A 24,207-nucleotide genomic window follows, 5' to 3' on the forward strand; every position below is an offset into this window, starting at 1 on the left:
TGGCGGCCGCAAAAATGGCAGCGCTTGTCGATTTCCCTCGCGACAGCTCACCTGATCGTCTTCATCACTTTGGCGTTTCGGGGCACCTTTCGTCTGCTAGCGTAAACCCAGCGTAAATGAAAGACCCCAGCACCAAGGTACCCGGTACGCGTTTTTCAGCATCCTCATTTTTCGAGAAACACCCAGTGAGCCAATCAGCAACCCAAGTAACCGAAAATTCACATGCAAAAACTTCAGCCGCAGGCCTGCTGGTCGCGGCAGTAGGCGTGGTGTATGGCGACATTGGCACCAGCCCCCTTTACACCCTCAAAGAGGTATTCGCAGGGCACTACGGGGTACAGGCCAATCACGACGGTGTGCTTGGGATACTGTCACTGATCTTTTGGTCGTTGATCTGGGTGGTGTCGATCAAATACGTGCTGTTCATCCTTCGCGCCAACAACCAGGGAGAAGGCGGCATCATGGCGTTGACGGCGCTGGCCCGTCGCGCCGCTACACCCTACCCGCGCTTGAGCAGAATGCTGGTCCTGCTTGGATTGTTCGGTGCCGCGCTGTTCTATGGTGACAGCATGATTACCCCTGCAATTTCGGTACTTTCCGCTGTAGAGGGGTTACAGCTGGCGTTTGACGGAATTGAGCACTGGGTCGTGCCGTTGTCCCTGCTTGTTCTGGTTGCGCTGTTCTTGATACAGAAACACGGTACCGCACGAATTGGCATCCTGTTTGGTCCGGTCATGGTGCTTTGGTTTCTGGTTCTAGGTGCACTGGGGATCTACGGCATCGTGCAGCGACCCGAAGTGCTGCATGCGCTCAACCCCGCTTGGGGCGTACAGTTTTTTATCGTTCACCCCGGGATCGGCGTCGCCATCCTCGGCGCGGTGGTGCTCGCGCTGACCGGCGCCGAAGCACTGTATGCAGACATGGGACACTTCGGCCGCAAGCCGATTGCTCGCGCGTGGTTCATGCTGGTACTGCCAGCCTTGGCGTTGAACTACTTCGGCCAAGGCGCGTTGATCCTGGGGAATCCCGAGGCCGTACGCAACCCGTTCTATCTGCTGGCACCGCAATGGGCTCTGCTGCCAATGGTCGGGCTCTCTACGCTGGCAACCATCATCGCCTCGCAAGCGGTCATTTCCGGGGCTTTCTCCCTGACCCGCCAAGCCATCCAGCTTGGCTATGTTCCCCGCATGTTCATCCAGCATACCTCCAGCCAGGAGCAAGGGCAGATTTACATCGGCATGGTGAACTGGGCACTGATGGTGGGCGTCGTGCTGCTGGTCATTGGTTTTGAATCGTCCAGTGCTCTGGCCGCGGCCTACGGTGTGGCTGTGACGGGAACCATGTTGATCACTACAATCCTGTCCGCCGCTGTCGTCCTGCTCCTCTGGAAATCGCCTCGCTGGCTGGCGATCCCGATGCTGCTTGGTTTTCTACTGGTGGACAGCCTCTACTTCGCAGCCAATGCTCCGAAAATTTTTCAAGGTGGTGCTTTCCCCGTCATCGCGGGCATTGCCCTGTTCATCTTGATGACGACCTGGAAGCGTGGCCGCAAGATCATTGTCGAGCGGCTGGACGAGACGGCCCTTCCTCTCCATCTATTCATTGACAGTCTCCACTCACAGCCCCCACATCGAGTGCAAGGTACTGCCGTCTTCCTGACTGCCCGCACCGACGCTGTCCCCCATGCCCTTCTGCACAACTTGTTGCATAACCAGGTGTTGCACGAACAGGTCGTGCTGCTCACCGTGGTGTCTGAAGATCGTCCGCGCGTGCCTGCAGACAAGCGGTTTGAGGTCCAGGCATATGGCGCCGGATTCTTCCGGGTAAACCTTCATTTTGGCTTTATCGAAGAGCCTGATGTACCTGCGGCACTGAACCTCTGCCACTTGCCTGAACTGGATTTCAGCCCGATGCGTACAACCTACTTCCTGAGTCGTGAGACGGTCATCCCTACCAAGCGTATCGGTATGGCACGTTGGCGAGAGTACCTGTTCGCTTTTCTTCTGAAGAACGCCAACAGCAACCTGAAATACTTCAATCTACCGCTGAATCGGGTAATAGAACTCGGCACTCAGGTTGAGATGTAGGGTTACTGCCGCGGATCAGGACACCTGCCTCGGGTGGTCAAATGACGTGCGATTTCGCACTAGCCAATTGCACTGCCCAGGCACCTCAATCTTCTGTCAGCTCGCAGACCCCTTTCGCCCCGTCCTTGCTGCTGTACGAGACTGAAGGTGTGCCATCGCGGTCGATGCTCAACGAGATGGTGATACCTTGGCCAGTGGCTTCATAGCTATTTTCATTCAACGTCTTCAGCTTGCCCTCTTCGCCATTGATGTAGATCGGCCCGCCTTCATCAGCGTGAACATCAATACCCCCTGGGCAGGTGGCATCCACCAATGGAATTTCGGCTTTCACGAACCCGACCATCGCGAACAGGGCAAGGCTCAACAGTACTCGCTTCATGGTTGCCTCCTCGGACCGGCGCTATGCCGTGACGTCTATGAACAGACTAGCCCACGGCATCCGCATGACGGCAAGGTCGGCTTACTCGATCAAACTCTGGGCTGCCCCGGACAGTTGCCGCTGCCCACTCAAGCCCACCATGACCCGTTCGACGATCTGCATGCGTTGCTCTGCGGCGCCGCGTATCTCGTCCATGGCGCGCAACGCGACGCTGGCTTGCTCCATGCCTGAACGTGTTGAAGCACCAAGCCCCTCAATTCCGGCTCGGGCGTCACCCGCCGATTGTTGCAGTTCGCCTGCAATGGTTTGAATCTGGGCACTGGAGTCGGCGACACGACGAGACAGGTTCCGAACCTCATCGGCTACCACCGCAAAACCGCGTCCATGGTCACCCGCACGTGCGGCCTCGATCGCCGCGTTCAGGGCCAGCAGGTTGGTTTGCCGAGCGATATCCTGAATGCTGCCGACCAACGCGCCAATGCGTACAGACTGCGCACCCAGTTCATTAAAGGTATGGGCGATCGTGCTCATCGACGTGTCGAGCTCACAGAGAATGTGCGAGGACGCCTGAATACTCTCGGCACTTGAACGCACATGCGCACCAGCAGCACGCGCCAACTGGTCGGCGAACTGCATGTCGGCCTCGGTCTGGATGATGGCGTCATCAAGCTTTTTCAGCGTCTTCTGCAGCCTGCCGTCGCTCCACAAGGGGGCAATTACTTCGGTTGTCGAAGCCACGGGCGCAGGCGCAGGCTCAGGCACAACCGCTGCCACACCGCTCGGCATGCATTCAACCGGCACCTCAATCACCGTCGCCGGGCGAAAGTGATACAGCAGCCCTGCACACACAAAACACAGTAACGCCACGCTGCCAAGGGCAGCCTGCGGCACCTCTGACATCAGTACCGCCGTTGCGATCAACACACCTGTCAGTTGCAGGATACCGGCCAGAAATCCACGACTCATCGTGACCTACTCCAAGACCAGCGGTTTGAGTGGGCACTGCAGGGTGTGAAACAGGCAGATGGCGTTACCGATAGCGCAGGTGGAACCCCGTCAAGCGTCCATCGGGAAGAAGGTATCGAAATCATAGGGCGCTCTTATTGTTCTTTATTCCACGATAGAGGCTGCAAGTAGTGGCAGTCCAATATTAGGTGGGTCTGGCGCCATACCTGAAAAGTATCATCGTCATGACGGACTGTTACTCAACAGGGAATAGTCTTTTACAAAACCTCGGTATTCAGAAAACGTTCATTTTCGGCAAGATGCCGGAAGATCCGTGCACACGGACGAAAAGAAGAACAATGTTTCAACGCCAACGCGCCTTCCAGGGCCAAACGCGGCGTACTTGTCTGCCATTTCCACAAGACCATTCATAACAATCTCAAACCGAGTGTCTGTCAGACATTTTGTGCAGAGGGGCGACCGAAAGATGAATCACCTGAAAAATGGCGTACTGCTATTGGCCGTGTCCGGTGGGCTGGTACCACTGGCCAACGCAGCACCCTTCGTTAGCGACCAGGCCGAAGCCAAAGGCATTGTCGAAGACAGCAGCCTCAAGGTGCTGCTACGCAACATGTACTTCGATCGCGATGGCAAGAACGGCAGTGACACACGCCGCGACTGGACCCAGGGGTTCATGGCCAACTTCAGCTCCGGCTACACCCAGGGCACCGTCGGTTTTGGTGTCGATGCCTTCGGCTACTGGGGGATCAAACTTGACGGCAGCTCAGGCCAGACCGGAACCGGCAACCTGCCGGTTAACCGCGACGGCAGCCCTGAAGACGAGTTCGGCCGCGCCGGTGGCGCACTCAAGATGCGCGTCTCCAAAACCGAGCTGAAGTTTGGCCAGATGCAACCCACCGCCCCTGTGTTCGCCGCAGGTGGTACCCGACTGTTGCCACAGACTGCCACCGGCTTCTCGCTGATGAGCAGCGAGATCCAGAACCTTGATCTGGAAGCCGGGCATTTCTACGCCGGCACCTCCAATGCCACCACCAGTTCCAGCGGCGGCCTGTGGGCCACCTATGCCAACGTCGAGACCAGCGATGTCGATTACCTCGGCGGACGCTATGCACTGAACGACAACCTCGGCCTGATGCTGTACGCCTCGCAGTTCAAGGATATATGGCGCCAGTACTATGGTGACTTGAACTATCAGTTGCCGATCTCCAGCAGCCAGTCCGTGGCACTGGACTTCAGCCTCTACCGCACACTGGATGAAGGCAGTGCCAAGGCCGGCTCGATCAACAACACCACCTGGTCGGCCTCGGCGGCCTACACCTTCCTCACCGCCCACACCGTTACCTTGGCCTTTCAGAAAGTCGATGGCGATACCCCATTTGACTATGTCGGGTTTGGCGATAACGGCGGGGGGGCTGCTGGTGACTCGATCTTCCTCGCCAACTCGGTCCAGTATTCGGACTTCAACGGCCCTGGCGAGCGCTCATGGCAAGTACGCTACGACCTGAAAATGGACACCCTTGGCGTGCCCGGCCTGAGCTTCATGGCCCGTTACATCAACGGTGACAACATCGACGGCTCGCACATGGCGGCAGACAGCGCCTACCGTGCCTATGGCTATGGTGACAACGGCAAGCACCACGAAACCGATGTGGAAGCCAAGTACACCATCCAGAGCGGGCCGGTCAAAGACCTGTCGTTCCGCCTGCGTCAGTCGTTCCACTATGCCAACGCCGACCAGGCCGAGAGCGACAACAATGAAATGCGCCTGATCATCGACTACCCGATCTCGATCCTGTAACGGCTGCACCAGCAGGCGTAACGCGGTGGTTTTTTCCACGCTGGGAACCCCATACAGCTGGATAAAACCGCCGCTACCATCGCGCGCCACAGAACCTCGCAAAACTCTATGGAATCGGTGCTCAATCGCAAATTACCGGGCACAAACGTACAAGATATCGATCACTCCTGTTCGCTAAACTGATCAGCGTCAACAACCCAACATGGCGAGCAAAAACTCTATTTTTTTTGCCATAAATTTGACACTCGCCTACACTGTAAGGGAGAGATGACTAAATACCTCCATACTGAGCAGGGTGAGCGGATTGAGTTGGGACAGTGGCGCAATGCGGCAGCACCTTGAAAAAATGCAGGCGGTGCTGTCTGCTGACAACGAAATACTGGACATCGAAGACTACGTCGATAAGTTCCTGCGGACACGCGGCTACGCCCTGACCAACGAAAACAGGCTTCGCGTTGCGATGCGATTGGAGCAAATCACCGAGTGGACCCATTACACCGTCAGTGAGCTGGATCATTGGCTTGATACGTGTTTCAAGGCGTAGCAGCACCGAAGCAACGCCACCTCGGTTTATGGAGCGGAACCGGCCAGCAACTGTTGGTTAATGAACATTTGCTCCCGTCCTCGCGCTACCAGCCAACGATGGAAGTCACGGCAGTGGGCATTGTCGAATGCGCCCTTGGCACCCACCAGCAAATACGATGAGGGCATCGGCAATGCGTGTGCAAAGGGCATGATCAAGCGCCCGTCCGCCAGCGCACCGGCGATCATCGAACATTGAGCCAGTACTACGCCCTGCCCCGACAATGCGGCCTGAATCGCCATTGATGACAATGAGTAAACACGGTAGCCGTCACGCAACGACGAGCAATCGACCGCCTGAGCCATAAACCAGTCGCGCCATGACGGCGGCGAAGCGAACTTTGGTAGCCAGTCAATCGACAATAACGGGTAGGCCAACAGATCGGCCGGGGTATCCAGTGGCCGATCATCTTGAATCAGGCCAGGGCTACACACCGGAACGACACAATCGCGAAACAACTCAATGGCATTTTCGGTCGACTCAAGATCACCGTACGTGAGCCGGAAGTCGACTTCGTAGCCATCAGGCGAGGGCTCGGCATGGCTGCCGTCGAGAAACAGATTGAGCCCCGGGTGATCGCTCTGCCACGCGTAAATAAGCGGTGCCAGCCACTCGGAAAGCAACGACGGCAGCGCGCTGATGCGCAAGTTGCTAGCGTTTTTCGAGCGTTCGACCTCTACCTGGGCAATGCGCAGGCTTTCGAATGCCGACGCACAGCTCTCATGGTAACGCTGCCCCGCCGCGGTCAACCGGATACGCTTGCCCACCTTGAAGGTCAGGCTCAGACCCAGGCTATCTTCCAGCAGTTTCATTTGCTGGCTGACCGCACCGGCAGAAATCCCCAGACGCCTGGCGGCCTCGATAATGCCTCCGTAGCGCCCGACCGCTTCAAAAACCTGTAAGGCGCGCAGAGAAGGCAAGTTGTTCATCAGTCTCTCCTTAAAGGGTGCTGACGGTTTGATACTTTAGCCCAGCTATACAAAGCAACAGCTTTCAGCATCTTTTCGCAAATTCAGACTCTCGTATGCTGGCCTTGGCACTGCCTCCCCTTCCCCTATCAAAAAAGCAAAAACAAGGAGAGCACCATGTCTATGCGTACTACCCCGTGTGTCGCGCGTTACTCGCCTAACCGATGGGATACCCCACGGGCTTCAGCGTGTACCGACGGGAACAAAAAAAAGCCTGACGTAACAATGCGTAACGAAACCGCGCACCTCCCCACCCCTTGGATTACCCTCCAGCACTCAAACCCCTTGGAACAGAGCCTTGCACCTACGCTGGCGCAGTTTGGCCTGCATATTGCTAATCATGTATATACAAGTACATGCATATCATGATGTATCTGTGCTTTAGCGCCGTACCCTCCGCCCCCTGTAACAGACAAAGGAAAACAACAATGAGAAAATTTGTCCTTGCCACTGTCCTTGCACTGGCTTCCACTGGCGCCCTCGCCAAGGACCTGAGCGTTATTCGCTTTGGTGTAGACCCGACGTTTGCGCCTTTTGAGTCGAAAAACGCTGACGGCGAGCTGGTTGGCTTCGACATTGATCTGGGCAACGCCATTTGCGCTCAGCTCAAGGCCAAATGTGTCTGGGTCGAAACGGCATTCGACAGCATCATTCCTGCGCTCAGGGCGAAGAAGTTCGACGGCGTGCTGTCGGCCATGACGGTCAACGAGAAACGCAAACAGAATGTCGCCTTCTCCGACCGCCTCTACAACTCGCCCAATCGCTTGATCGCGAAAAAGGACAGCGGCCTGCTGCCAACGGTCGAGTCGCTCAAGGGTAAACGTGTCGGGGTTGCACAAGGCACCACCCAGGAAGCCTTCGTCAAGGCCATGTGGGCACCACACGGGGTGATCATGGTCTCGTACCAGAACCAGGACGTGCTGTATCCAGACCTGGTCAGCGGGCGGATCGATGCCAGCCTGACCGATGCGGCCGTGGCCGATATCGGCTTTCTGCAAACACCGAGGAACACCGGTTTTGCGTTCGCAGGCGATGCCGTCAAGCACGACGAACTGCTGGGCGAAGGGATCGCGATCGGCCTGCGCAAGGATGACCATGAGCTGATCGAGGCCATCAACGGTGCACTGGCAGAAATGCACAAGAACGGCACCTACGACACCATTCAGAAGAAGTACTTCAGCTTCGACATCTATAACTGAAGACGGCTACAGCGCGCTCAATCGCCTGCTATCCAGCGCCTGAGCGCGCTGTAGATACACAGCCCCTCCCCGAACACTCAAGCCTCGCAATGGACGGCCCACGGCCCCCCATTGCCTACGGAGAGACAGAACATGCTTTTACAGGGCTATGGTTCGCTCATTCTCGACGGTACCTTTGCGACCATCCAACTGGCATTGCTCTCAATGCTGGTAGCCGTGACGATCGGCCTGGCCGGTGCCTCGGCAAAGCTGTCCAAACAGCGGCTGTTACGCAACCTGGCAACCGGCTACACCACCTTGATCCGCAGTGTCCCTGACCTGGTCATCATGTTGCTGTTGTTCTACAGCCTGCAAATCTGGCTGAACAACTTCACGGAATGGATGCAGGTCGAGCAGATCGATATCAACCCGTTCGTTGCCGGCGTTATCACCCTGGGCTTCATCTATGGTGCCTACTTTACCGAGACCTTTCGCGGTGCATTCCAGTCCGTACCTGCCGGCCAACTGGAGGCAGCCGTTGCCTACGGCATGAGCCGTCGGCAGATCTTTATCCGGGTGTTGTTTCCACAAATGATGCGATTTGCATTGCCGGGCATCGGCAACAACTGGCAGGTACTGATCAAGGCGACCGCCCTGGTCTCGATCATCGGCCTGATCGATATCGTCAAAGTGACACAGGATGCCGGCAAGAACTCAATGCAACTGTTCTTCTTCAGCATCATCGGTGCACTGATCTACCTTGCCATCACCACCGTCTCGAACGGCCTGCTGCTATGGCTGGAGCGCCGCTACAACATCGGCGTCAAGGGAGCCGCACTATGACCGAAATCATGAAGGACTACTGGAAAGCCTACCTCTGGTTCGATGGTTATCAGCTCTCGGGCGTCGCCATGACCCTGTGGTTGCTGGTCGTTGCCATTGCCCTCGGCGGCCTCCTCTCGGTGCCCTTGTCTGTGGCAAGGGTGTCGAGAAACCCACTCATCCGTGGGCCGGTCTGGTTCTACACCTATGTGTTTCGCGGAACGCCGCTGTACATCCAGTTGCTGATTCTCTACTCCGGTATCTACAGCCTGCAGATGGTCCGCGAGCAGCCGGTGCTGGATGCCTTCTTCCGCGAAGGGATCAACTGCACCTTGCTGGCCTTTGCCCTCAATACCTGCGCCTACACCACGGAAATATTCGCGGGCGCCATTCGTGCCACCCCATATGGCGAGATCGAAGCCGGGCGGGCCTATGGCATGTCGCCGTTCACCCTGTACCGTCGGATCATTCTGCCTTCGGCACTGCGACGCGCACTGCCGTACTACAGCAATGAAGTGATCCTGATGCTGCACTCCACCACCCTGGCGTTCACCGCCACTGTGCCCGACCTGCTCAAGATTGCCCGCGACGTGAACTCGGAAACCTACTCCTCGTTCGAGGCATTCGGCATTGCAGCCGTGCTGTATGCCCTGATGGTGTTTGCCCTGGTCTGGCTGTTCCGACGTTGTGAAATGCGCTGGCTAGCCTTCTTGAAGCCACAGACTCACTGACCCGCCGTAAGTAATAAGAGAGCATCGAACATGTACAAGCTGAACGTAGATGAACTGCATAAAAAATACGGCGCCCATGAAGTCCTCAAAGGGGTATCGCTCAGCGCCAAAGCCGGCGATGTCATCAGCATCATTGGCTCGAGCGGGTCAGGCAAAAGCACCTTTCTGCGCTGCATCAACTTCCTTGAACAACCGTGCAGCGGACGTATTGCCGTAAACAACGAAGAGATCCGCACCAAGCTGGATATCAACGGGGCCATGCAGATTGCCGACCCTCGCCAGTTGCAGAAAATCCGTACCAAACTGTCGATGGTGTTCCAGCATTTCAACCTGTGGCAACACATGACGGTGCTGGAGAACATCATCGAAGCGCCAGTCCACGTCCTCGGCGTGAAGCGCAAGGACGCCGAGCAGCGGGCACGCCACTACCTGAACAAGGTCGGGCTGGATGCAAGCGTGGCAAGCAAATACCCCTCGCACCTCTCTGGCGGGCAGCAACAACGTGTGGCCATCGCCCGGGCACTGGCAATGGAACCGGAGGTGATGCTGTTCGACGAGCCGACCTCAGCCCTGGACCCGGAACTGGTCGGCGAAGTCCTGAAAGTGATGCAGGCCTTGGCCGAGGAAGGCCGCACCATGGTCGTGGTCACCCATGAAATGGGCTTTGCCCGCAACGTCTCCAACCATGTCATGTTCCTACACCAGGGCCGCGTTGAAGAAGAAGGCCCACCCGGTGAGGTATTGAACCATCCGAAAAGCGAACGCCTGACGCAGTTCCTCTCCGGGCGCTTGAAGTAAGTCGGCACATTCCCCTGCTGGCCACCGGGTAACCTCTGGATGCCCGGGGCCGGCCTATCGATACGAGGCCACCATGCTCGCAGGTTTCCCTAAACATCCCGGTTTCGCCCAGCAACGTGAACAGTTTCTGGCGGCGGCCAACGCTGCCGGCGCACGCCTGAGCGAATACCGCCACCCCTTGCGCGGCCCCTTTGGCGAGCCGCTGAGCACCGACGTTGCCCTGCTCGGTGATCCCCAGGCCAAACGGGTGCTGGTTGCGCTCAGCGGCACCCACGGCGTTGAAGGGTTCTATGGTTCCGACTGCCAGATAAAATGGTTGAACGCCCTCGGCAACACGCCCCTGCCTGCTGATGTCGCGGTACTGATGATCCACCTGATCAACCCCTGGGGCACCGCCTGGATGCGTCGGGTCAACGAAGACAACATCGACCTCAATCGAAACCAACTGGACTTCTCTCAGGCACTACCAGACAACCAGGCCTACGAAGCGTTGCACCCTATCTACACCTGCGCCCAACTGCACGGTACGCAACGGGAGCAGGCCGATGCGCTGCTCAACCAGCGAATTCGCGCAGAGGGCTGGTCAACCGTGATGTCGATTGTCGAGGCCGGCCAGTACCGTCATCCCGATGGCCTGTTCTATGGCGGCCAGTCCCCCGCGTGGTCGAACACCACCCTGCACACGATCTTGCAAACCCATCTGGCTCACAGCGAGGTTGCCATGTGCTTTGACCTGCACACCGGAGCCGGCGACTACGGGCACCCGATGCTGATGACCATTGCCCAGTCTGCCTACCCGGCACTGCACGATGCCCAGGCCCTCTATGGCCCGTGGCTGTACACGTTGATGACCGGAGCCGGCAGCCACAGCGACACCGGCGTAGCGGCAACAGCTACCGGCTACACCTCACAGGCGATCCTCAACGCCCTGCCCCACGTACACCTGATGCCATTCGTCATTGAATGCGGCACCTACCCGGGCGAGCAGGTTCACACCGTGTTGCGCAACGACCAGTGGCTGCACCTGCATGGCAACCTGGACGATAAGGTCGCGGCACACATCAAACGGGAACTGGTCGAGCAGTTCTACCCGGCGGACCCTGACTGGCACGCCGTCGTCTGGCTGCGCACCCAACATATCTGGGAACGAGCCTTGAGTGCGTTACCCAAGATTCACCCTGCCGCCCGTCGCTAAACACAGCGCCTGACACCCTTGTACAAAGCGACGCTCAACGTAGCGTCGCTTTGGTTCGCCTGCAAAAAACGATTTAGTTTTTCTAAATCAATAAACAGTTTTAAGTATCTATTCTGACCTTATCAGCGCCTCGTATTCTGGCTTCGCCGAAAGCTTCGCCCTGCCGCACAGGGTGAAAACCAGAACAATAAGGAGAGACCCCCATGTTTTTGCGCAACGCATGGTATGTAGCCGCCAGTGAAGCCGAGTTGGGCGAAGCACTGTACCCCGTCACCCTGCTCAGTGAGCCCGTGCTGCTTTACCGCAAGACCGACGGCACCCCGGTGGCCCTTGAAGACGCCTGCCCCCACCGCAAGCTGCCGTTGTCCATGGGGCGTCGCCAGGGCGATGACATCGAGTGCGGCTACCACGGCCTGACCTTCGACTGTTCCGGCAGCTGTGTCCGTGCCCCCGGCAGCCGACACATCCCTCAGGGCGCCAAGGTTCGCAGCTACCCGCTTGCCATGCGCTACGGCCTGATCTGGATCTGGATGGGCGATCCCGAACTGGCCGACGAAGCGAAGATCTGTGAAGTCCCGGAATGGGGTGATCCGGCATGGGGGCTCAACCGTGGCGACAGTATGGTCGTGCCGTGCAACTACCTGTACGTGACCGATAACCTGCTCGACCCTTCCCATGTCGCCTGGGTACATCAGTCGTCCTTTGGCAATGCCGCGTGCGCCCAAGAGCCCCTGCAAACCCGGGTAACCGATACCGGAGTGATCGTTTCGCGCTGGATGCGCGATGTAGAAGTGGCGCCTTTCTACGCCAAGTTCGTCAAGTTCACTGGCAACTGCGACCGCAAACAGCACTACGAAGTGCACTACCCCGCCCAGGCCGTTATCAAGGCGATATTCACCCCGGCCGGCACAGGCAGCGACGAGGGCGAACTGCACGAGCAGGTGTTCCTGATGAACTCCTACAACTTCATGACCCCCATCGACGAGGAGAACACCCGTTACTACTGGTTCCAGGTACGCAATTTCGACCCCGAGAACCAGGACGTCTCCCGCCAGTTCGATGAAGACGTGCGTCACGCCTTCGCCGAAGACCGTGTCGTGCTCAGCGCCGTCCATCAAGGCATGGCCAACAAGCGCAGCCCCAACATCGACCTGGCCTCCGACTCAGGCCCGCTGCGCTTTCGCCGTAACCTGGAGCAGTTGATCGCCAACGAACAACGTAATGGCCTGATCGCCCGCAGCCAAGCGCAGGCCGAGCACGAAAAGACGGAGGCGTGAGATGAGCACTCAACCGAAGACGGCACTCAGCGCGCAAGGCTTCAGGGCCTTGCGGGTGATCGAAAAGAGACAGGAAAGTGCGGTCATTACCTCGTTCGTGCTGGCGGCGGACCATGGCACGTGCCCGCCGTTCGTGCCGGGTCAATTCCTGGTGGTTCGCCTGCCCACGGGCAACGGCGCCACACTGCTGCGCAACTACAGCCTCTCAGGCGACCGTAACGACCTGTCGCACCTGCGCATATCCGTCAAGCGCGAGCCCGCACCCGCAGACCAACCACAACTGCCACCCGGGCAAGGCTCCAACTACCTGCACGATCAGGTGCAGGTCGGTGATCTGCTCGAGGTCGCCGGGCCTGCCGGCGAGTTCGTCCTCGACGAAAAAAGCACACGCCCCGTAGTGCTGTTAAGCGGTGGTGTGGGCCTGACCCCCATGCTGAGCATGCTCCATCAGCTAAGCCGCCATTCGACCCGCACCGTGCACTTTATCCATGCCTGCGAGAACGGCGCCGTACATGCGTTCCATGATGAAGTACGCCAGTTGGCCGATCGGCGCCCCGGGATCAATGTGCATTTCTGCTACCGCAGCCCGAGCGTCGACGATCAGGCCAACCCGGCGTACCACAGCCAGGGCCTGATCAACCGGGAAACCCTGCAAGCGCTACTGCCATTGGACGACTACGAGGTCTACCTGTGCGGTCCACCACCGTTCATGCAGGCGAACTGGCGCCTGCTGCGCGACCTGGGAATCGACCGCCAGCGTATTCACTATGAGTTTTTCGGCCCGGCAACGGTTCTTGAGAACGATCAGGAGCGAGCCCCAGCGTCCGTGACGCCAGCCATCAGCAGCCCACCCACAGCGACAGACAACGCCTTGACTGTGCATTTTTTGCCATCTGGCACCCGCGTGGACTGGCAACAGGGCTGTCACTCACTGCTTGACCTCGCCGAGCAGGCCGGCCTGACGCCCTCGTTCAACTGCCGGGCAGGCCTGTGCAACAGCTGCCAGGTCGACCTCAGGGAAGGTACTGTCGAGTACTTCGAAGAACCGCTGGATGCCCCCATCAACGGCAACATCCTGCTCTGCTGCACACGCCCAACGAGTGCACTGACCATAGAACTGCGCGCGTAGGATCAACACCCACCAGTGGTTGGCGGAGAATCGCGTGGGCTACGCTTTCAAGTGCATCGGCGATATCACGCGTGCATGATGGAGCGCGAACCAGCAAGCTTGGCGACAACCCCTTGGGGAAGCACTCCCCTGGCCCCGCACGCCCCTGACCCTATTGTACAAACCCAAGAGAACCCAAAGATGAGCATCTTCACACACGTCACCGTTGGCACGAACGACCTGAACAAAGCCCGCGGCTTTTACGACAAGGCACTGGGTGAACTAGGCCTCAAGCGTATCGCCGACCTGGGCGACAATGGCTCGATCTGGGGCGAAAATTCCCCGGCCTTTTTCGTCCTGAAACCCGCCGACGGCAAGCCAGCCACCGTCGGCAACGGCGTCACCATCAGCTTTGAAGCACCGAGTCGTGCAGCGATCGACGCCTTCCATGCGGCCGCCCTGGCATCCGGCGGTCAAGACGAAGGCAAGCCGGGCCCACGCAGTTGGGCACCCAATGCCTACGCCGCCTATGTCCGTGATCTCGATGGCAACAAACTAGCCGTTTACTGCTTCAAACCGGCTTGATCAACAGCCGTATCAAATGCCCGAAGCACTGCTTCGGGCATTTTTCGTTATGGGCCATGACGACTGATGTGACGGCAAAAAACAAAGCCATTGTAACGCCGCATTTTTCGACCTATCTTATACAAAACCTATACAAGGCTATTAGTCGTGTACAAGATAGAGCAATGGCCCCTGACGCTTTACTTCGACGGTGACTGCCCGCTCTGCGCTCGGGAAATCAAGCTCCTGCGCCGACGTGCTACAGACGCCCGGCTGCTACTGGTTGATATCAGCCGCGACGACTTCGATGCGCCTGCACTGGGTTTCACCCTTGAGCGCATGCAATCAGTCCTGCATGCGCGCTTTGCCAATGGTCAATGGGTTACGGGCCTGGACGCCACCCTCTGGAGCTGGCGAGCGGCAGGCCTGGGTGCGTGGGCCGCACCACTGACATGGCGCCCCCTACGGCCACTGTTTGTCATCGGCTATCGCCTGTTCTGCCGCTTACGCCCCCATTTGGCCTGGTTACCTCATCCCGATGGCAGCCGTCGCTGTCGTGACAACCACTGTACGCTGCCGAAGTCGGCATCCGCGCCAGGCAACCCGCATACCCTTCAAACAACACATGGCTGCAAGGAGTCAAAATGAACCTGTCATTAGCCGAGCACTACCGTGAAATTCTCTCCGGCGTCGGCGAGAATCCTGAACGTGAAGGGTTACTGGACACCCCCAAACGCGCCGCCAAAGCAATGCAGTACCTGTGCAATGGCTACACCCTGAACCTGGAGGAAGTGGTTAATGGTGCCCTGTTCGAGTCGGACAACGATGAGATGGTCGTCGTGCGTGACATCGAACTGTACTCATTGTGCGAGCACCACATGCTGCCCTTCATCGGCAAGGCGCATGTGGCCTACATCCCTACCGGGCGAGTGTTAGGGCTGTCGAAGGTTGCCCGCGTGGTCGATATGTTCGCCCGTCGCCTGCAGATACAGGAAAACCTCACAAAACAAATTGCCGACGCCATCCAGCGCGTCACCGATGCCGCGGGTGTGGCCGTGGTCATCGAAGCCAAGCACATGTGCATGATGATGCGCGGTGTGGAGAAGCAAAACTCGGTAATGACCTCATCCGTAATGCTGGGAGCCTTCCGCGAGTCGTGCACCACGCGTCACGAGTTCCTGCAACTGATTGGGCGGCGCAGCTGATGCCAGGACCGGTGCAAGACGGCGTTACACCGACGTCACCTGCACCGCCCCTACCGCTCGACCGTGCTGCGCCTATGCCGCCGACAACGCTCTGAGCAGTAGCGCACCTCATCCCAACAGCGCGCCCACTTTTTACGCCAGACAAACGGCAGCCCGCAGACCACGCAGGTTTTGGCTGGAAGCTCGCTCTTTTTCACAACGCCTCACCGGCATCCAGCATGGCCAGTAACGCCTCGCCACGCTGCCAGAGCGCCTGCTGCTTGTCCTCTGACATGCGTGCGAGGTTTTTATACACCATGGCAAGGCGTTGATTGCGCTGCAGCAGGTCACGGTGGCGCATCAGAAAGTGCCAATAGAGCGCATTGAAGGGGCAGGCAGTGTCCGTTGTACTTTCACTGACGTTGTACGCACAGCCACTGCAGTAGTCCGACATGCGCTTGATGTACTGTCCGCTGGCACAGTAAGGCTTCGAGCCCAGATAGCCACCATCGGCATGCATGACCATGCCCAGGGTATTGGGCAGCTCGACCCAGTCGAAGGCGTCCATATAGACGGACAAATACCAGTCGCACACCTGGCTCGGCACGATGCCCGCTAACAGGGCAAAGTTGCCGGTCACCATCAGCCGCTGAATATGATGGGCGTAGGCATGCTCCAGTGTCTGGCCGATGACCTGGCGCATACAGTTCATCGGCGTGTCGCCCGTCCAGTAGAACGCTGGCAGCGGCCTGCTGTTGCCGAAAAAATCAAGGCCGGCATAAGTGGGCATCTGCAGCCAGTAGATACCGCGCACATACTCACGCCAACCAATCAGTTGGCGGATAAACCCTTCGGCAGCATTCAACGGGATCCTGCCAGACCAGTAGGCAGCCTCTACATCCGCGCACACCTGACGCACATCCAGCAGGCCGATGTTGAGCGCAGCGCTGATACGGGCATGAAACAGAAACGGCTCATCCTGGGCCATGGCATCTTGATAATCGCCAAAGGCCGCCAGGCCAAAATCCAGAAAGTAGTCCCACAATGCCTGCGCATCGGCATGTGTCACGGGATAGTCAAAGGCTTCCAGCGAACCGTAGTGGTCAGTGAAGTGCTCGGCCACCAGCGCAATCACCTCACGGGTCATTGCATCCACGGTAAAGCGCGCGGGCAATGGAGCCCGCTGGTGCTTGGGCAGCGCCTTGCGGTTGTCTGCATCAAAGTTCCAGGCCCCTCCGACCGGGCTGCCATCGCCATTGATGAGCAGCCCGCTCTTGCGCCGCATCTCGCGATAGAAAAACTCCATGCGCACCTGCTTTTTGCCTTTGGCCCAGGAAGCGAATTCGGCGCGACTACACAGGAAACGGCTATCAACATGCCAGTGGATAGGCAGGCCACTGCACGTGAGCGAATGCTCAAGACGCCAGTCGCCACACTCGGTCAGGTGCAGCGCTTCCGGCTGCAATAGCCCGTGCCAGCGGCGCAATTCCCCCGGCAGTGAGCCCGTATTATCCGGATCATCCAGAGCGACGTACTGCACACGGAAACCACGTTGGCGCAGCGCCTCGGCAAAGTGGCGCATGGCGCTGAAAACCAGCACGATTTTTTGCGGATGATGAGGCACGTGGCGGGCCTCCTCCATCACCTCGGCAAACAGCACCGTATCGCGTTCGGTATCCAGCCCTTGCAGTGAAGGCAGGTCGAAGGACAATTGATCGCCCAGAACCAGGCACAGCCGTCGAGTACCGCTCATACCACAGCGTCCGATGAAAAATGGTTGCGCGCGTTTTTTGCGTCTATCAGGTGTATCCACCCATTCAGCATGCTTCCTGCCTCGAGATCACACGTTTGACAGGCCCAACAGGTGCTCATAACGCTTTGCACACCGCCTCAGCCGGGGAAAACCTGTACAATTTTAACTTCTTGTACAAATTTTACATAGCGCTATTGATGACAGGTCAGATCTGTTGCCTGCCTGTAAACACTCATGGAGCCATTAATGTTCAACAGCCGCCTGAAAAAAGCACTCCAAGACCAGAGCGCAGAGCTGTACATGCTGCGCCAACTCATTGAGCAGATGAATCGCGGCATGCTATCGATACGGCTTGATGCGCAAACCCGTATCTGCGATTTCAACCCGCATTTCGCGCAAACGCTGGGCTACAAAGACGAGCATCTAAGAGGCCGCCCACTGTCCGAAATTGTGCCGCCTTACGTCAGTAAACTGCCCTGCTTTCACGCGTTCAGATCTGCCGTGGAAAAGTTCGAACCGATCAGCGACGACTACCGCTATCTGCGTGCAGATGGCAGCCTTGCTTGGTTGAAATTGCATTGGTTTCCCATTCGCGGCGAAAACGGCGAGCTCTCCCACATTCAGGGCTACGGCAGCGAAGTCAGCCGGACCATTGAGCAGATAAAAGAGAATGAGTCGTTCATCGATGCGCTTATCCGCTCTACTGCGGTAATCCAGTTCAAACTGGATGGCACCGTTGTAACCGCCAACCAGCAGTTCCTCAACGCCATGGGCTACTCGCTCGAGCAGATCAAAGGCAAACATCACCGCATGTTCTGCAGTGCAGAGGACGCTGCATCACCTCAGTACTCGGCGTTCTGGAAAACACTCAACAACGGAGAATACGTCGCTGACCGTTTCAAACGGATTGACAGCCGCGGTCGTGAGGTTTGGCTGGAGGCCACCTACAACCCCGTTTACGACACGGAAGGCAATCTGTGCAAAGTGGTGAAATTCGCCAGCGTCGTCACCGATCAGGTCGCACGGGAAACGGAGGTGAGAGAAGCGGCAGCGGTCGCCTATGACGTCTCATTACAGACCGATGTGAGCGCAGAACGGGGTGCGGCAGTTGTCCAGGAAACGGTACAAACCATGCAGCAGATCGCCGGACAGATGCAATCGGCCACCCATCGAATTGAGGCACTCGACAAGCAGTCACTGTTAATCAGTTCCATCGTGCAGACCATTGGCGGTATTGCCTCGCAGACCAACTTGCTGGCGCTCAACGCAGCCATTGAAGCCGCCCGAGCAGGTGAGCAGGGTCGCGGCTTCGCAGTGGTTGCGGATGAAGTCCGTCAGCTCGCTGGCCGCACAAGCGCGGCAACGGAAGAAATCGTGAGTGTCGTACTGCAGAACCAGGCGCTCGCCAGCGAGGCCGTTCAAGAGATGTTCAGCAGTCGAGAACAGGCCGAACAAGGGCTTGCATTGGCCAGCCAGGCCGGCGCCGTGATTGTGGAAATCCAAAACGGCGCCAAGCAGGTCGTTGGCGCGGTTGGACGTTTTGCCAATGAGCTACAGTGATCCGCACCGCCACAAAAGCCTGTTACGATCTGCGGCAGATCAGTTTTCAGGGGGCGCACCATGCGAACATCAGTACCACGGAGGGACTCGCAATCGCCTGAACATCCGGTAACGCCCCCATCGTTGTCTGCAACCGATAGGTAGAAGAAGGAACCTGTGCCTAGAGTGGTTATGAACACTGTACATTAGCGGGTTAAAAATCCGAGGAGCCCGCGAAAGCCCATGAGCACTAAAGGCCAGGTCCTAAATGATTGACGAAACACCTTCGACGCTCCCTTGCCAAGCCTGTAAAGAGGGCAAGAAACTGAATTTCGACTTCAGCATGGCATTCCAGCCGATTATCGATCTTCGCGACAACAGTGTTTTTGCTTATGAGGCCTTGGTACGCGGTACCGATGGCAGTGGCGCAGCCACCATTCTTGGCAATGTCACCGAAGAAAACCGTTATGCCTTTGACCAGGCGTGCCGGGTAAAAGCGGTTGAGCTTGCGTCCAGGTTACAGATCCCCTGTTTTGTCAGCATCAACTTCTTGCCTAACGCCGTATACAAGGCGGAAACCTGCATTCGTGCCACGCTTAACGCGGCGCGGCGCTTTGGTTTCCCTACTGAGCGCTTGATTTTCGAAATTACCGAAAATGAAGAGCTGGTGGACAAGGAACACCTGAAAAGCATTATTCGAGAATACAAGCTACAGGGTTTCAAGACCGCCATCGATGATTTTGGTGCGGGTTACTCCGGCTTGAATTTACTGGCAGAGTTTCAGCCGGATATTATAAAACTCGACATGAGCCTTGTACGGCGTATCTGCACCGACCCGGTACGGCAAGCGATTGTCAAAGGCATTCTAGGCGTCTGCGAGGCATTGAATATCAATGTGATCGCAGAGGGTGTAGAAACAACTGCCGAGCTTCAACAACTGCTGGCCTTGGGTATCAACCTCTATCAAGGCTACCTGTTTGCAAGACCAGAATTTGAAACCTTGCCGACAGTGAACTGGCCTGACCACAGCGTGTTGTAACGCTGGACACCGGGTTGATCCACCCTGCACGAATGCAGTTTTCTCGGCGCGCGGCTGATTCAGGCCGCCATCCCAAGGCGCATACGCCGCAATGGGGCAGTCATCACAGGCTGCCCAGATAATCCGCCTTGCCGATGTCCACCCCATTGTGGCGCAAGATGCCGTACGCAGTGGTCAGGTGGAAATAGAAATTGGGTATGGCAAAGCACAGCAGATAGTCCTGCCCGGCAAAGTGGATTTCCTTGTCGTGTACCTTGAGGGTAATCGGGCGTGCCTCACTGCCGTCCAGTTGCTGCGCGGTAATGCTCTGCAGAAACGTGACGGTTCTGGCAATGCGCGCCTGCAATTCGGGAAAACTGCTTTCAGTGTCGGCAAAACTCGGTACCTCTACCCCTGCCAGACGAGCAGCACACCCCTTGGCAGTATCGGACACTATCTGTACCTGGCGCACCAGCGCAAACATATCGGGGGCAAGTCGGGCGTTGAGGAAGAACGCCGGCATGATGTCCTTGGCATGAGCGTGGGCGGCGGCCTTGCGCAGAATGGCTGCCAGATTATCCAGCCCGCGGACGAATAAAGGGATAGAGGCTTGGTACATGGAGACAGACATACGCTTTCTCCGGAGAGAACGTGGTCTAACAGGCGTCCGACCCTTGCTGATGAGCATGCCGTCCTGTTTGGCGTCTTCTGTTAACGATAGCTGAAGGCGCTCACTTGTGTGGGGGCCGTCGGCAAGCAGCAGAGGCTGACTATACTTTCAGCTGCCCCGCGGTTTGAGCTTGGAGTTACCATCATGAAAAGCATGATACTTGGCAAGCTTTCAAAGCCCATCAGAGGTCGTAAAATTTCATGGATGTGCGCCCTACTCATTATCTCTGGATGCGCACACAACCCTGATATACGCGTTGGTCACGATACGGTTGATGGCGTTACGTCCAGGGACAATAACGCCTACATAGCGTGCGTAAAAAACGAGGTCAAGAATGGCGTCCCAACGTTTACCGTGGAAGATAACGGTAAAACCGATCTGTTTTTCGGCAGTACAGACCCCACTACAACAGAAGGGCTAGTTGTACTTTCCAGCGCTAACGGCCACAGCACCTACGCTGCCTACCAGAGAGACGCATGGTATGACAGAGGGCGGTTGCTCGATGCCGCACAAGCCTGCTCCAGAATCTAAGACCAGGTGTTGTATCGTTCGACAGTGGCTTGTGGCGCCGTTGAGGGTGCCATGGCCTGCTCGAGACCAGGGACGACTTGTCAGGGGCAACCAAGTCGTCTCGGTTTCATCTTCATTCGCGAGGCGCTTGGCTGTTTTTGCAGCGGCTCGCTGGCCCACACTGCAAGATCATTCGCTTTTTCCCATCTATCATTGATTCAGACAAAGAACCTGCCTTACCAACAGGCTTGGCTTACGTCAGGCCTCAGTACGACTGCTGAACGCTAAGCATTCGCTCAAACGTCACGGGAAAGGGAGTCATTCGGCGTTCCAAGCGGCTGAACCGACTAGGAGAGGCAGTGTGAAAACGCACCTGAAGGCTGAGAAAACCGCTCACTCCAACACCGCGTCACTTCGCCTGGATATCGTATCGGGCCTCACTGCAGCAGCGGTTGTGCTGCCCAAAGCCATGGCCTACGCCACTGTTGCAGGCTTGCCTGTTGCTGTCGGCCTGTATACCGCATTCGTGCCGATGCTGATCTACGCATTTCTGGGCACATCACGCGTACTCAGCGTCAGTACCTCAGCCACACTGGCGATCCTGGCCGGAGCACAGATCAGTTTGGCCGTCCCCGATGGCGACCCCGGAAAGTTGATCACGGCAACGGCAACGCTAACCGCACTGGTTGGTGTGATGCTGCTCGTGGCACGCCTGATACGCCTGGGGTTTCTCGCGAACTTCATTTCCACCCCGGTGTTAAGCGGCTTCAAAGCCGGGGTCGGCCTGGTGATCGTGCTGGACCAGGTACCAAAACTGCTGGGTATCCACATCACCAAACACGGTTTTTTTGTCGACATCCTCAACATCGTCCATCACCTGCCAGAAAGCTCGTTGATCACCCTTGCAGTGACGGCAGCAGCATTCCTGATACTCATCCTGATGGAGCGTCTATGGACGCATTCGCCTGCCCCGCTGGTGGTGGTCGGCGGCAGTATTGCCGCTTCCTGGTACTTCGGCCTGCAAGCACTTGGTGCCTCGACGGTCGGCATGATTCCACAAGGGTTACCCTCACTGACCCTGCCCGACCTGACCCTGGTCGAGCAGATGGTGCCTGGTGCACTCGGGATCGCCCTGATGAGCTTTACCGAGACGATTGCCGCAGGTCGTGCCTTTGTGCGGCCCGGCGACCCACCCATCAACGCCAACCGTGAGCTCGTTGCCACCGGGCTCGGTAACCTTGGCGGCGCACTGTTTGGCGCAATGCCGGCCGGTGGCGGCACGTCTCAAACGGCGGTTGTACGCGCCACAGGTGGGCAATCTCAAAAAGTTTCCATCGTCACGGCCGCAACCGCACTGGCTACCATGCTGCTGCTCTCGGGGCTACTCGGGTTCCTCCCACACGCTACCCTTGCTGCCATCGTCATCTACTACTCCGTGGGGCTGATCCAGCCGCAGGAGTTCCTGGCAATCCGCAAAGTACGGCCCATGGAGTTCCACTGGGCGCTCGTTGCCACGCTCGGTGTACTGCTGTTCGGCACACTGCAAGGGATTACCGTAGCCATCGTCGTATCGTTGGTCAGCCTGGCCTACCAGACCGCACGCCCGCACCTCTACGTCCTTGGCCGCAAGCCCGGCACCGACGTACTGCGTCCTCTTTCAGAAGAACACCCCGATGACGAGACGTTCAAGGGGCTATTGATCGTACGACCAGAAGGCCGCCTGTTTTTCCTAAATGCCGACTACGTGAAAGAACAAATCATCGCACTGGAAGCGCAGTACCAACCACACGTGATTGTCTGGGACATGAGCGCGGTGCCCGATATCGAATACTCGGCACTGCAGGCCCTTATAGAAGGCGAGAAAAACCTGACCGAACTGGGCGCCAGCCTCTGGCTCGCAGGCTTGAACCCCGGGGTACTGGATATGGTGCGACGTGCCAAATTCGATGAAAAACTGGGTTCTGAACGCATGCTGTTCAATGCCAATGCGGCAATAGAAAAGTATCAAGCTCAGGAAGGCGCGTCGGCAGGTGGCATCACTTGAGATTGACACGTCGCCCCCCAGTTCGGTGAGGCGTTAAGGTGACGCAATGAAAAAGAGCCGCAATTGCGGCTCCTTCACTGTTCACGCTTGTCCTGGCCTGGCCTGGCCTGGCGTGGCGTGACTTGGCTTGGTGCAACCCTCACTGCCCCGACAAATAACTCACCAACTGCCGCCCATGGGAACTCAACGTATCCCACCCGCGAAAGCACAGTCGCATTTCCAACGTCGCCCACCGTTCTTCCAGCGGCACCCAGCGGACGGACAGCTCCTGCGCGGCACGATGGGCTGCGGTTTCGGGCAGCATGGCAATGCCGGCACGCTGGGCTACGAGCTGCGCGATCGCCTCGAAACTGGGTGCGCGCACTCGAATCTTGAGCGGCATGCCAAGGTTCAGGGCCAGTTCTTCAATGAAGCGCTGCATCGCCCGCTCTGCAGGAAGGCAGACGAACGCGTAACCAAGTGCATCGCGCAAGTGCAACTGCTCACGCGCAGCCAAAGGATGATCCGCCGGCACCAACAGTACCAAGCGTTCGGTGCTGAACGGCAAGGACACAACCCCCTCATTGATGAGGCTGCCGTCATATACGCCAATCTCGCACTCACCGGCCCGAACCACCCTCAGGACATCAACGCTCCTATGTTCCACCAATTGCAGATCAACTTCTGGGTAGTTGGAAAGAAACGGCCCAAGCACTGCTGGCAGCAAGGTGTTGTTGGTCACGGTGGAGACCGCCAAATGCAGGGTAATACGTCGTTCCCCGGCCAGATCTTTTAGCGTGTCCTGCAGCTTCTGAGCCTCTCCGAGCACACTGCGAGCAGCCTCCAGGACCAAGTGACCGCCAGGGGTAAGCTGCATACCGTCAGACTTGCGGGTGAACAGGGTCAGGCCGCAGCGCTCCTCAAACAAACGCAACCTGGTGCTGGCGGCAGACACGGCCACCGGAAAGGTCGCTGCGGCCTTGCTCAGGCTCCCCGTGGCGGCGACGGCAGCAAGCAGGCGCAGGTCCTGAAGATCGAAGTGCATGAGGGTTTCTC

At 57.7% G+C, this 24,207-nt stretch carries 23 protein-coding genes and 2 pseudogenes; 18 read left to right on the top strand and 7 right to left on the bottom strand.

The genetic code is table 11. From position 1 onward, the window contains the following. The first annotated feature begins 185 nt into the window (after positions 1-185). Entirely contained in the window at positions 186-2,087 is a 1,902-nt protein-coding gene (locus tag CYD26_RS05130) for a potassium transporter Kup (RefSeq protein ID WP_102051951.1), read from the top strand. Between the two features lie 85 nt (positions 2,088-2,172). Here the strand turns inward: CYD26_RS05130 and CYD26_RS05135 are convergent, their stop codons facing one another. Beyond that, a complete protein-coding gene (locus CYD26_RS05135; protein ID WP_102051952.1) occupies positions 2,173-2,466 on the bottom strand; it encodes a hypothetical protein in 294 nt (97 codons plus the stop codon). A gap of 81 nt (positions 2,467-2,547) precedes the next feature. Continuing rightward, positions 2,548-3,432, bottom strand: a complete 885-nt coding sequence (locus tag CYD26_RS25700) for a methyl-accepting chemotaxis protein (protein ID WP_102051953.1) — start codon at positions 3,430-3,432, stop codon at positions 2,548-2,550. Positions 3,433-3,898: 466 nt separating this feature from the next. Between CYD26_RS25700 and CYD26_RS05145 the strand changes: the two genes are divergently transcribed. Together CYD26_RS05145 and CYD26_RS05150 are read left to right on the top strand one after the other, a co-directional pair. Next, a complete protein-coding gene (locus CYD26_RS05145) occupies positions 3,899-5,230 on the top strand; it encodes an OprD family porin (RefSeq protein ID WP_099775212.1) in 1,332 nt (443 codons plus the stop codon). Between the two features lie 325 nt (positions 5,231-5,555). Continuing rightward, a complete protein-coding gene (locus CYD26_RS05150; RefSeq protein WP_102051954.1) occupies positions 5,556-5,774 on the top strand; it encodes a hypothetical protein in 219 nt (72 codons plus the stop codon). A gap of 26 nt (positions 5,775-5,800) precedes the next feature. Here CYD26_RS05150 and CYD26_RS05155 read toward each other — a convergent pair whose 3' ends face one another. After that, positions 5,801-6,742, bottom strand: a complete 942-nt coding sequence (locus tag CYD26_RS05155; protein WP_102051955.1) for a LysR substrate-binding domain-containing protein — start codon at positions 6,740-6,742, stop codon at positions 5,801-5,803. Between the two features lie 467 nt (positions 6,743-7,209). Between CYD26_RS05155 and CYD26_RS05160 the strand changes: the two genes are divergently transcribed. From CYD26_RS05160 to folE, 10 genes are all read left to right on the top strand, one after another. Then, on the top strand, positions 7,210-7,980 hold the full coding sequence (locus tag CYD26_RS05160) for an ABC transporter substrate-binding protein (protein ID WP_065759650.1): 771 nt from the start codon (positions 7,210-7,212) through the stop codon (positions 7,978-7,980). A 132-nt stretch (positions 7,981-8,112) separates the two neighbouring features. After that, positions 8,113-8,802: an ABC transporter permease gene (locus CYD26_RS05165; RefSeq protein WP_065759651.1), complete on the top strand. Its 690-nt coding sequence runs from the start codon at positions 8,113-8,115 to the stop codon at positions 8,800-8,802. Next, positions 8,799-9,512 (top strand): ABC transporter permease, encoded by a 714-nt coding sequence (locus tag CYD26_RS05170; protein ID WP_065759652.1) that lies wholly within the window; start codon positions 8,799-8,801, stop codon positions 9,510-9,512. The genes CYD26_RS05165 and CYD26_RS05170 overlap by 4 nt, the downstream gene beginning before the upstream one ends. A gap of 30 nt (positions 9,513-9,542) precedes the next feature. Then, on the top strand, positions 9,543-10,310 hold the full coding sequence (locus CYD26_RS05175) for an ABC transporter ATP-binding protein (RefSeq protein WP_102051956.1): 768 nt from the start codon (positions 9,543-9,545) through the stop codon (positions 10,308-10,310). 73 nt (positions 10,311-10,383) lie between these two features. Beyond that, complete coding sequence (locus CYD26_RS05180; protein ID WP_102051957.1) at positions 10,384-11,505, top strand: DUF2817 domain-containing protein; 1,122 nt, start codon at positions 10,384-10,386, stop codon at positions 11,503-11,505. Between the two features lie 203 nt (positions 11,506-11,708). Further along, positions 11,709-12,782, top strand: coding sequence for an aromatic ring-hydroxylating dioxygenase subunit alpha (locus tag CYD26_RS05185; RefSeq protein ID WP_102051958.1), 1,074 nt, complete (start codon positions 11,709-11,711; stop codon positions 12,780-12,782). Between the two features lies 1 nt (position 12,783). Further along, the gene (locus CYD26_RS05190) at positions 12,784-13,911 is read left to right on the top strand and encodes an FAD-binding oxidoreductase (protein WP_102051959.1); all 1,128 of its coding nucleotides are present in this window, start codon (positions 12,784-12,786) and stop codon (positions 13,909-13,911) included. Between the two features lie 180 nt (positions 13,912-14,091). Beyond that, positions 14,092-14,475, top strand: a complete 384-nt coding sequence (locus CYD26_RS05195; RefSeq protein WP_065759657.1) for a VOC family protein — start codon at positions 14,092-14,094, stop codon at positions 14,473-14,475. Between the two features lie 147 nt (positions 14,476-14,622). Next, the gene (locus CYD26_RS05200; RefSeq protein ID WP_102051960.1) at positions 14,623-15,102 is read left to right on the top strand and encodes a thiol-disulfide oxidoreductase DCC family protein; all 480 of its coding nucleotides are present in this window, start codon (positions 14,623-14,625) and stop codon (positions 15,100-15,102) included. Continuing rightward, positions 15,099-15,659, top strand: coding sequence for a GTP cyclohydrolase I FolE (gene folE / locus CYD26_RS05205; RefSeq protein WP_102051961.1), 561 nt, complete (start codon positions 15,099-15,101; stop codon positions 15,657-15,659). Before CYD26_RS05200 ends, folE begins: the two co-directional genes overlap by 4 nt. A 50-nt stretch (positions 15,660-15,709) precedes the next feature. Here folE and CYD26_RS05210 read toward each other — a convergent pair whose 3' ends face one another. Both CYD26_RS05210 and CYD26_RS05215 read right to left on the bottom strand, forming a co-directional pair. After that, positions 15,710-15,856 (bottom strand): DUF2256 domain-containing protein, encoded by a 147-nt coding sequence (locus tag CYD26_RS05210; protein ID WP_102051962.1) that lies wholly within the window; start codon positions 15,854-15,856, stop codon positions 15,710-15,712. Beyond that, positions 15,853-17,391: a cryptochrome/photolyase family protein gene (locus tag CYD26_RS05215; RefSeq protein WP_102051963.1), complete on the bottom strand. Its 1,539-nt coding sequence runs from the start codon at positions 17,389-17,391 to the stop codon at positions 15,853-15,855. The genes CYD26_RS05210 and CYD26_RS05215 overlap by 4 nt, the downstream gene beginning before the upstream one ends. Positions 17,392-17,691: 300 nt before the next feature. On the opposite strand from CYD26_RS05215, the pseudogene CYD26_RS25820 reads away from it, so the two are divergent. From CYD26_RS25820 to CYD26_RS05225, 3 genes and pseudogenes are all read left to right on the top strand, one after another. Next, positions 17,692-18,408: pseudogene (locus tag CYD26_RS25820) on the top strand (PAS domain-containing protein); the annotation flags it as partial. A 108-nt stretch (positions 18,409-18,516) separates the two neighbouring features. Then, positions 18,517-18,951: pseudogene (locus tag CYD26_RS25825) on the top strand (methyl-accepting chemotaxis protein); the annotation flags it as partial. Positions 18,952-19,198: 247 nt separating this feature from the next. Continuing rightward, on the top strand, positions 19,199-19,969 hold the full coding sequence (locus CYD26_RS05225) for an EAL domain-containing protein (protein WP_102051965.1): 771 nt from the start codon (positions 19,199-19,201) through the stop codon (positions 19,967-19,969). 103 nt (positions 19,970-20,072) lie between these two features. Here the strand turns inward: CYD26_RS05225 and CYD26_RS05230 are convergent, their stop codons facing one another. Next, positions 20,073-20,579 carry a DUF1993 family protein gene (locus CYD26_RS05230; protein WP_102051966.1) on the bottom strand — a complete coding sequence of 169 codons (507 nt, stop codon included), beginning with the start codon at positions 20,577-20,579 and terminating at the stop codon, positions 20,073-20,075. A 183-nt stretch (positions 20,580-20,762) separates the two neighbouring features. On the opposite strand from CYD26_RS05230, the gene CYD26_RS05235 reads away from it, so the two are divergent. Both CYD26_RS05235 and CYD26_RS05240 read left to right on the top strand, forming a co-directional pair. Then, positions 20,763-21,149: a hypothetical protein gene (locus tag CYD26_RS05235; protein ID WP_245704329.1), complete on the top strand. Its 387-nt coding sequence runs from the start codon at positions 20,763-20,765 to the stop codon at positions 21,147-21,149. 340 nt (positions 21,150-21,489) lie between these two features. Then, on the top strand, positions 21,490-23,172 hold the full coding sequence (locus CYD26_RS05240; RefSeq protein WP_102051967.1) for a SulP family inorganic anion transporter: 1,683 nt from the start codon (positions 21,490-21,492) through the stop codon (positions 23,170-23,172). Between the two features lie 139 nt (positions 23,173-23,311). Here the strand turns inward: CYD26_RS05240 and CYD26_RS05245 are convergent, their stop codons facing one another. Continuing rightward, complete coding sequence (locus CYD26_RS05245; protein WP_102051968.1) at positions 23,312-24,196, bottom strand: LysR substrate-binding domain-containing protein; 885 nt, start codon at positions 24,194-24,196, stop codon at positions 23,312-23,314. Between the last annotated feature and the right edge of the window lie 11 nt (positions 24,197-24,207).

Source organism: Pseudomonas sp. FFUP_PS_473 (assembly GCF_002858665.1).
Lineage (GTDB): Bacteria > Pseudomonadota > Gammaproteobacteria > Pseudomonadales > Pseudomonadaceae > Aquipseudomonas > Aquipseudomonas defluvii.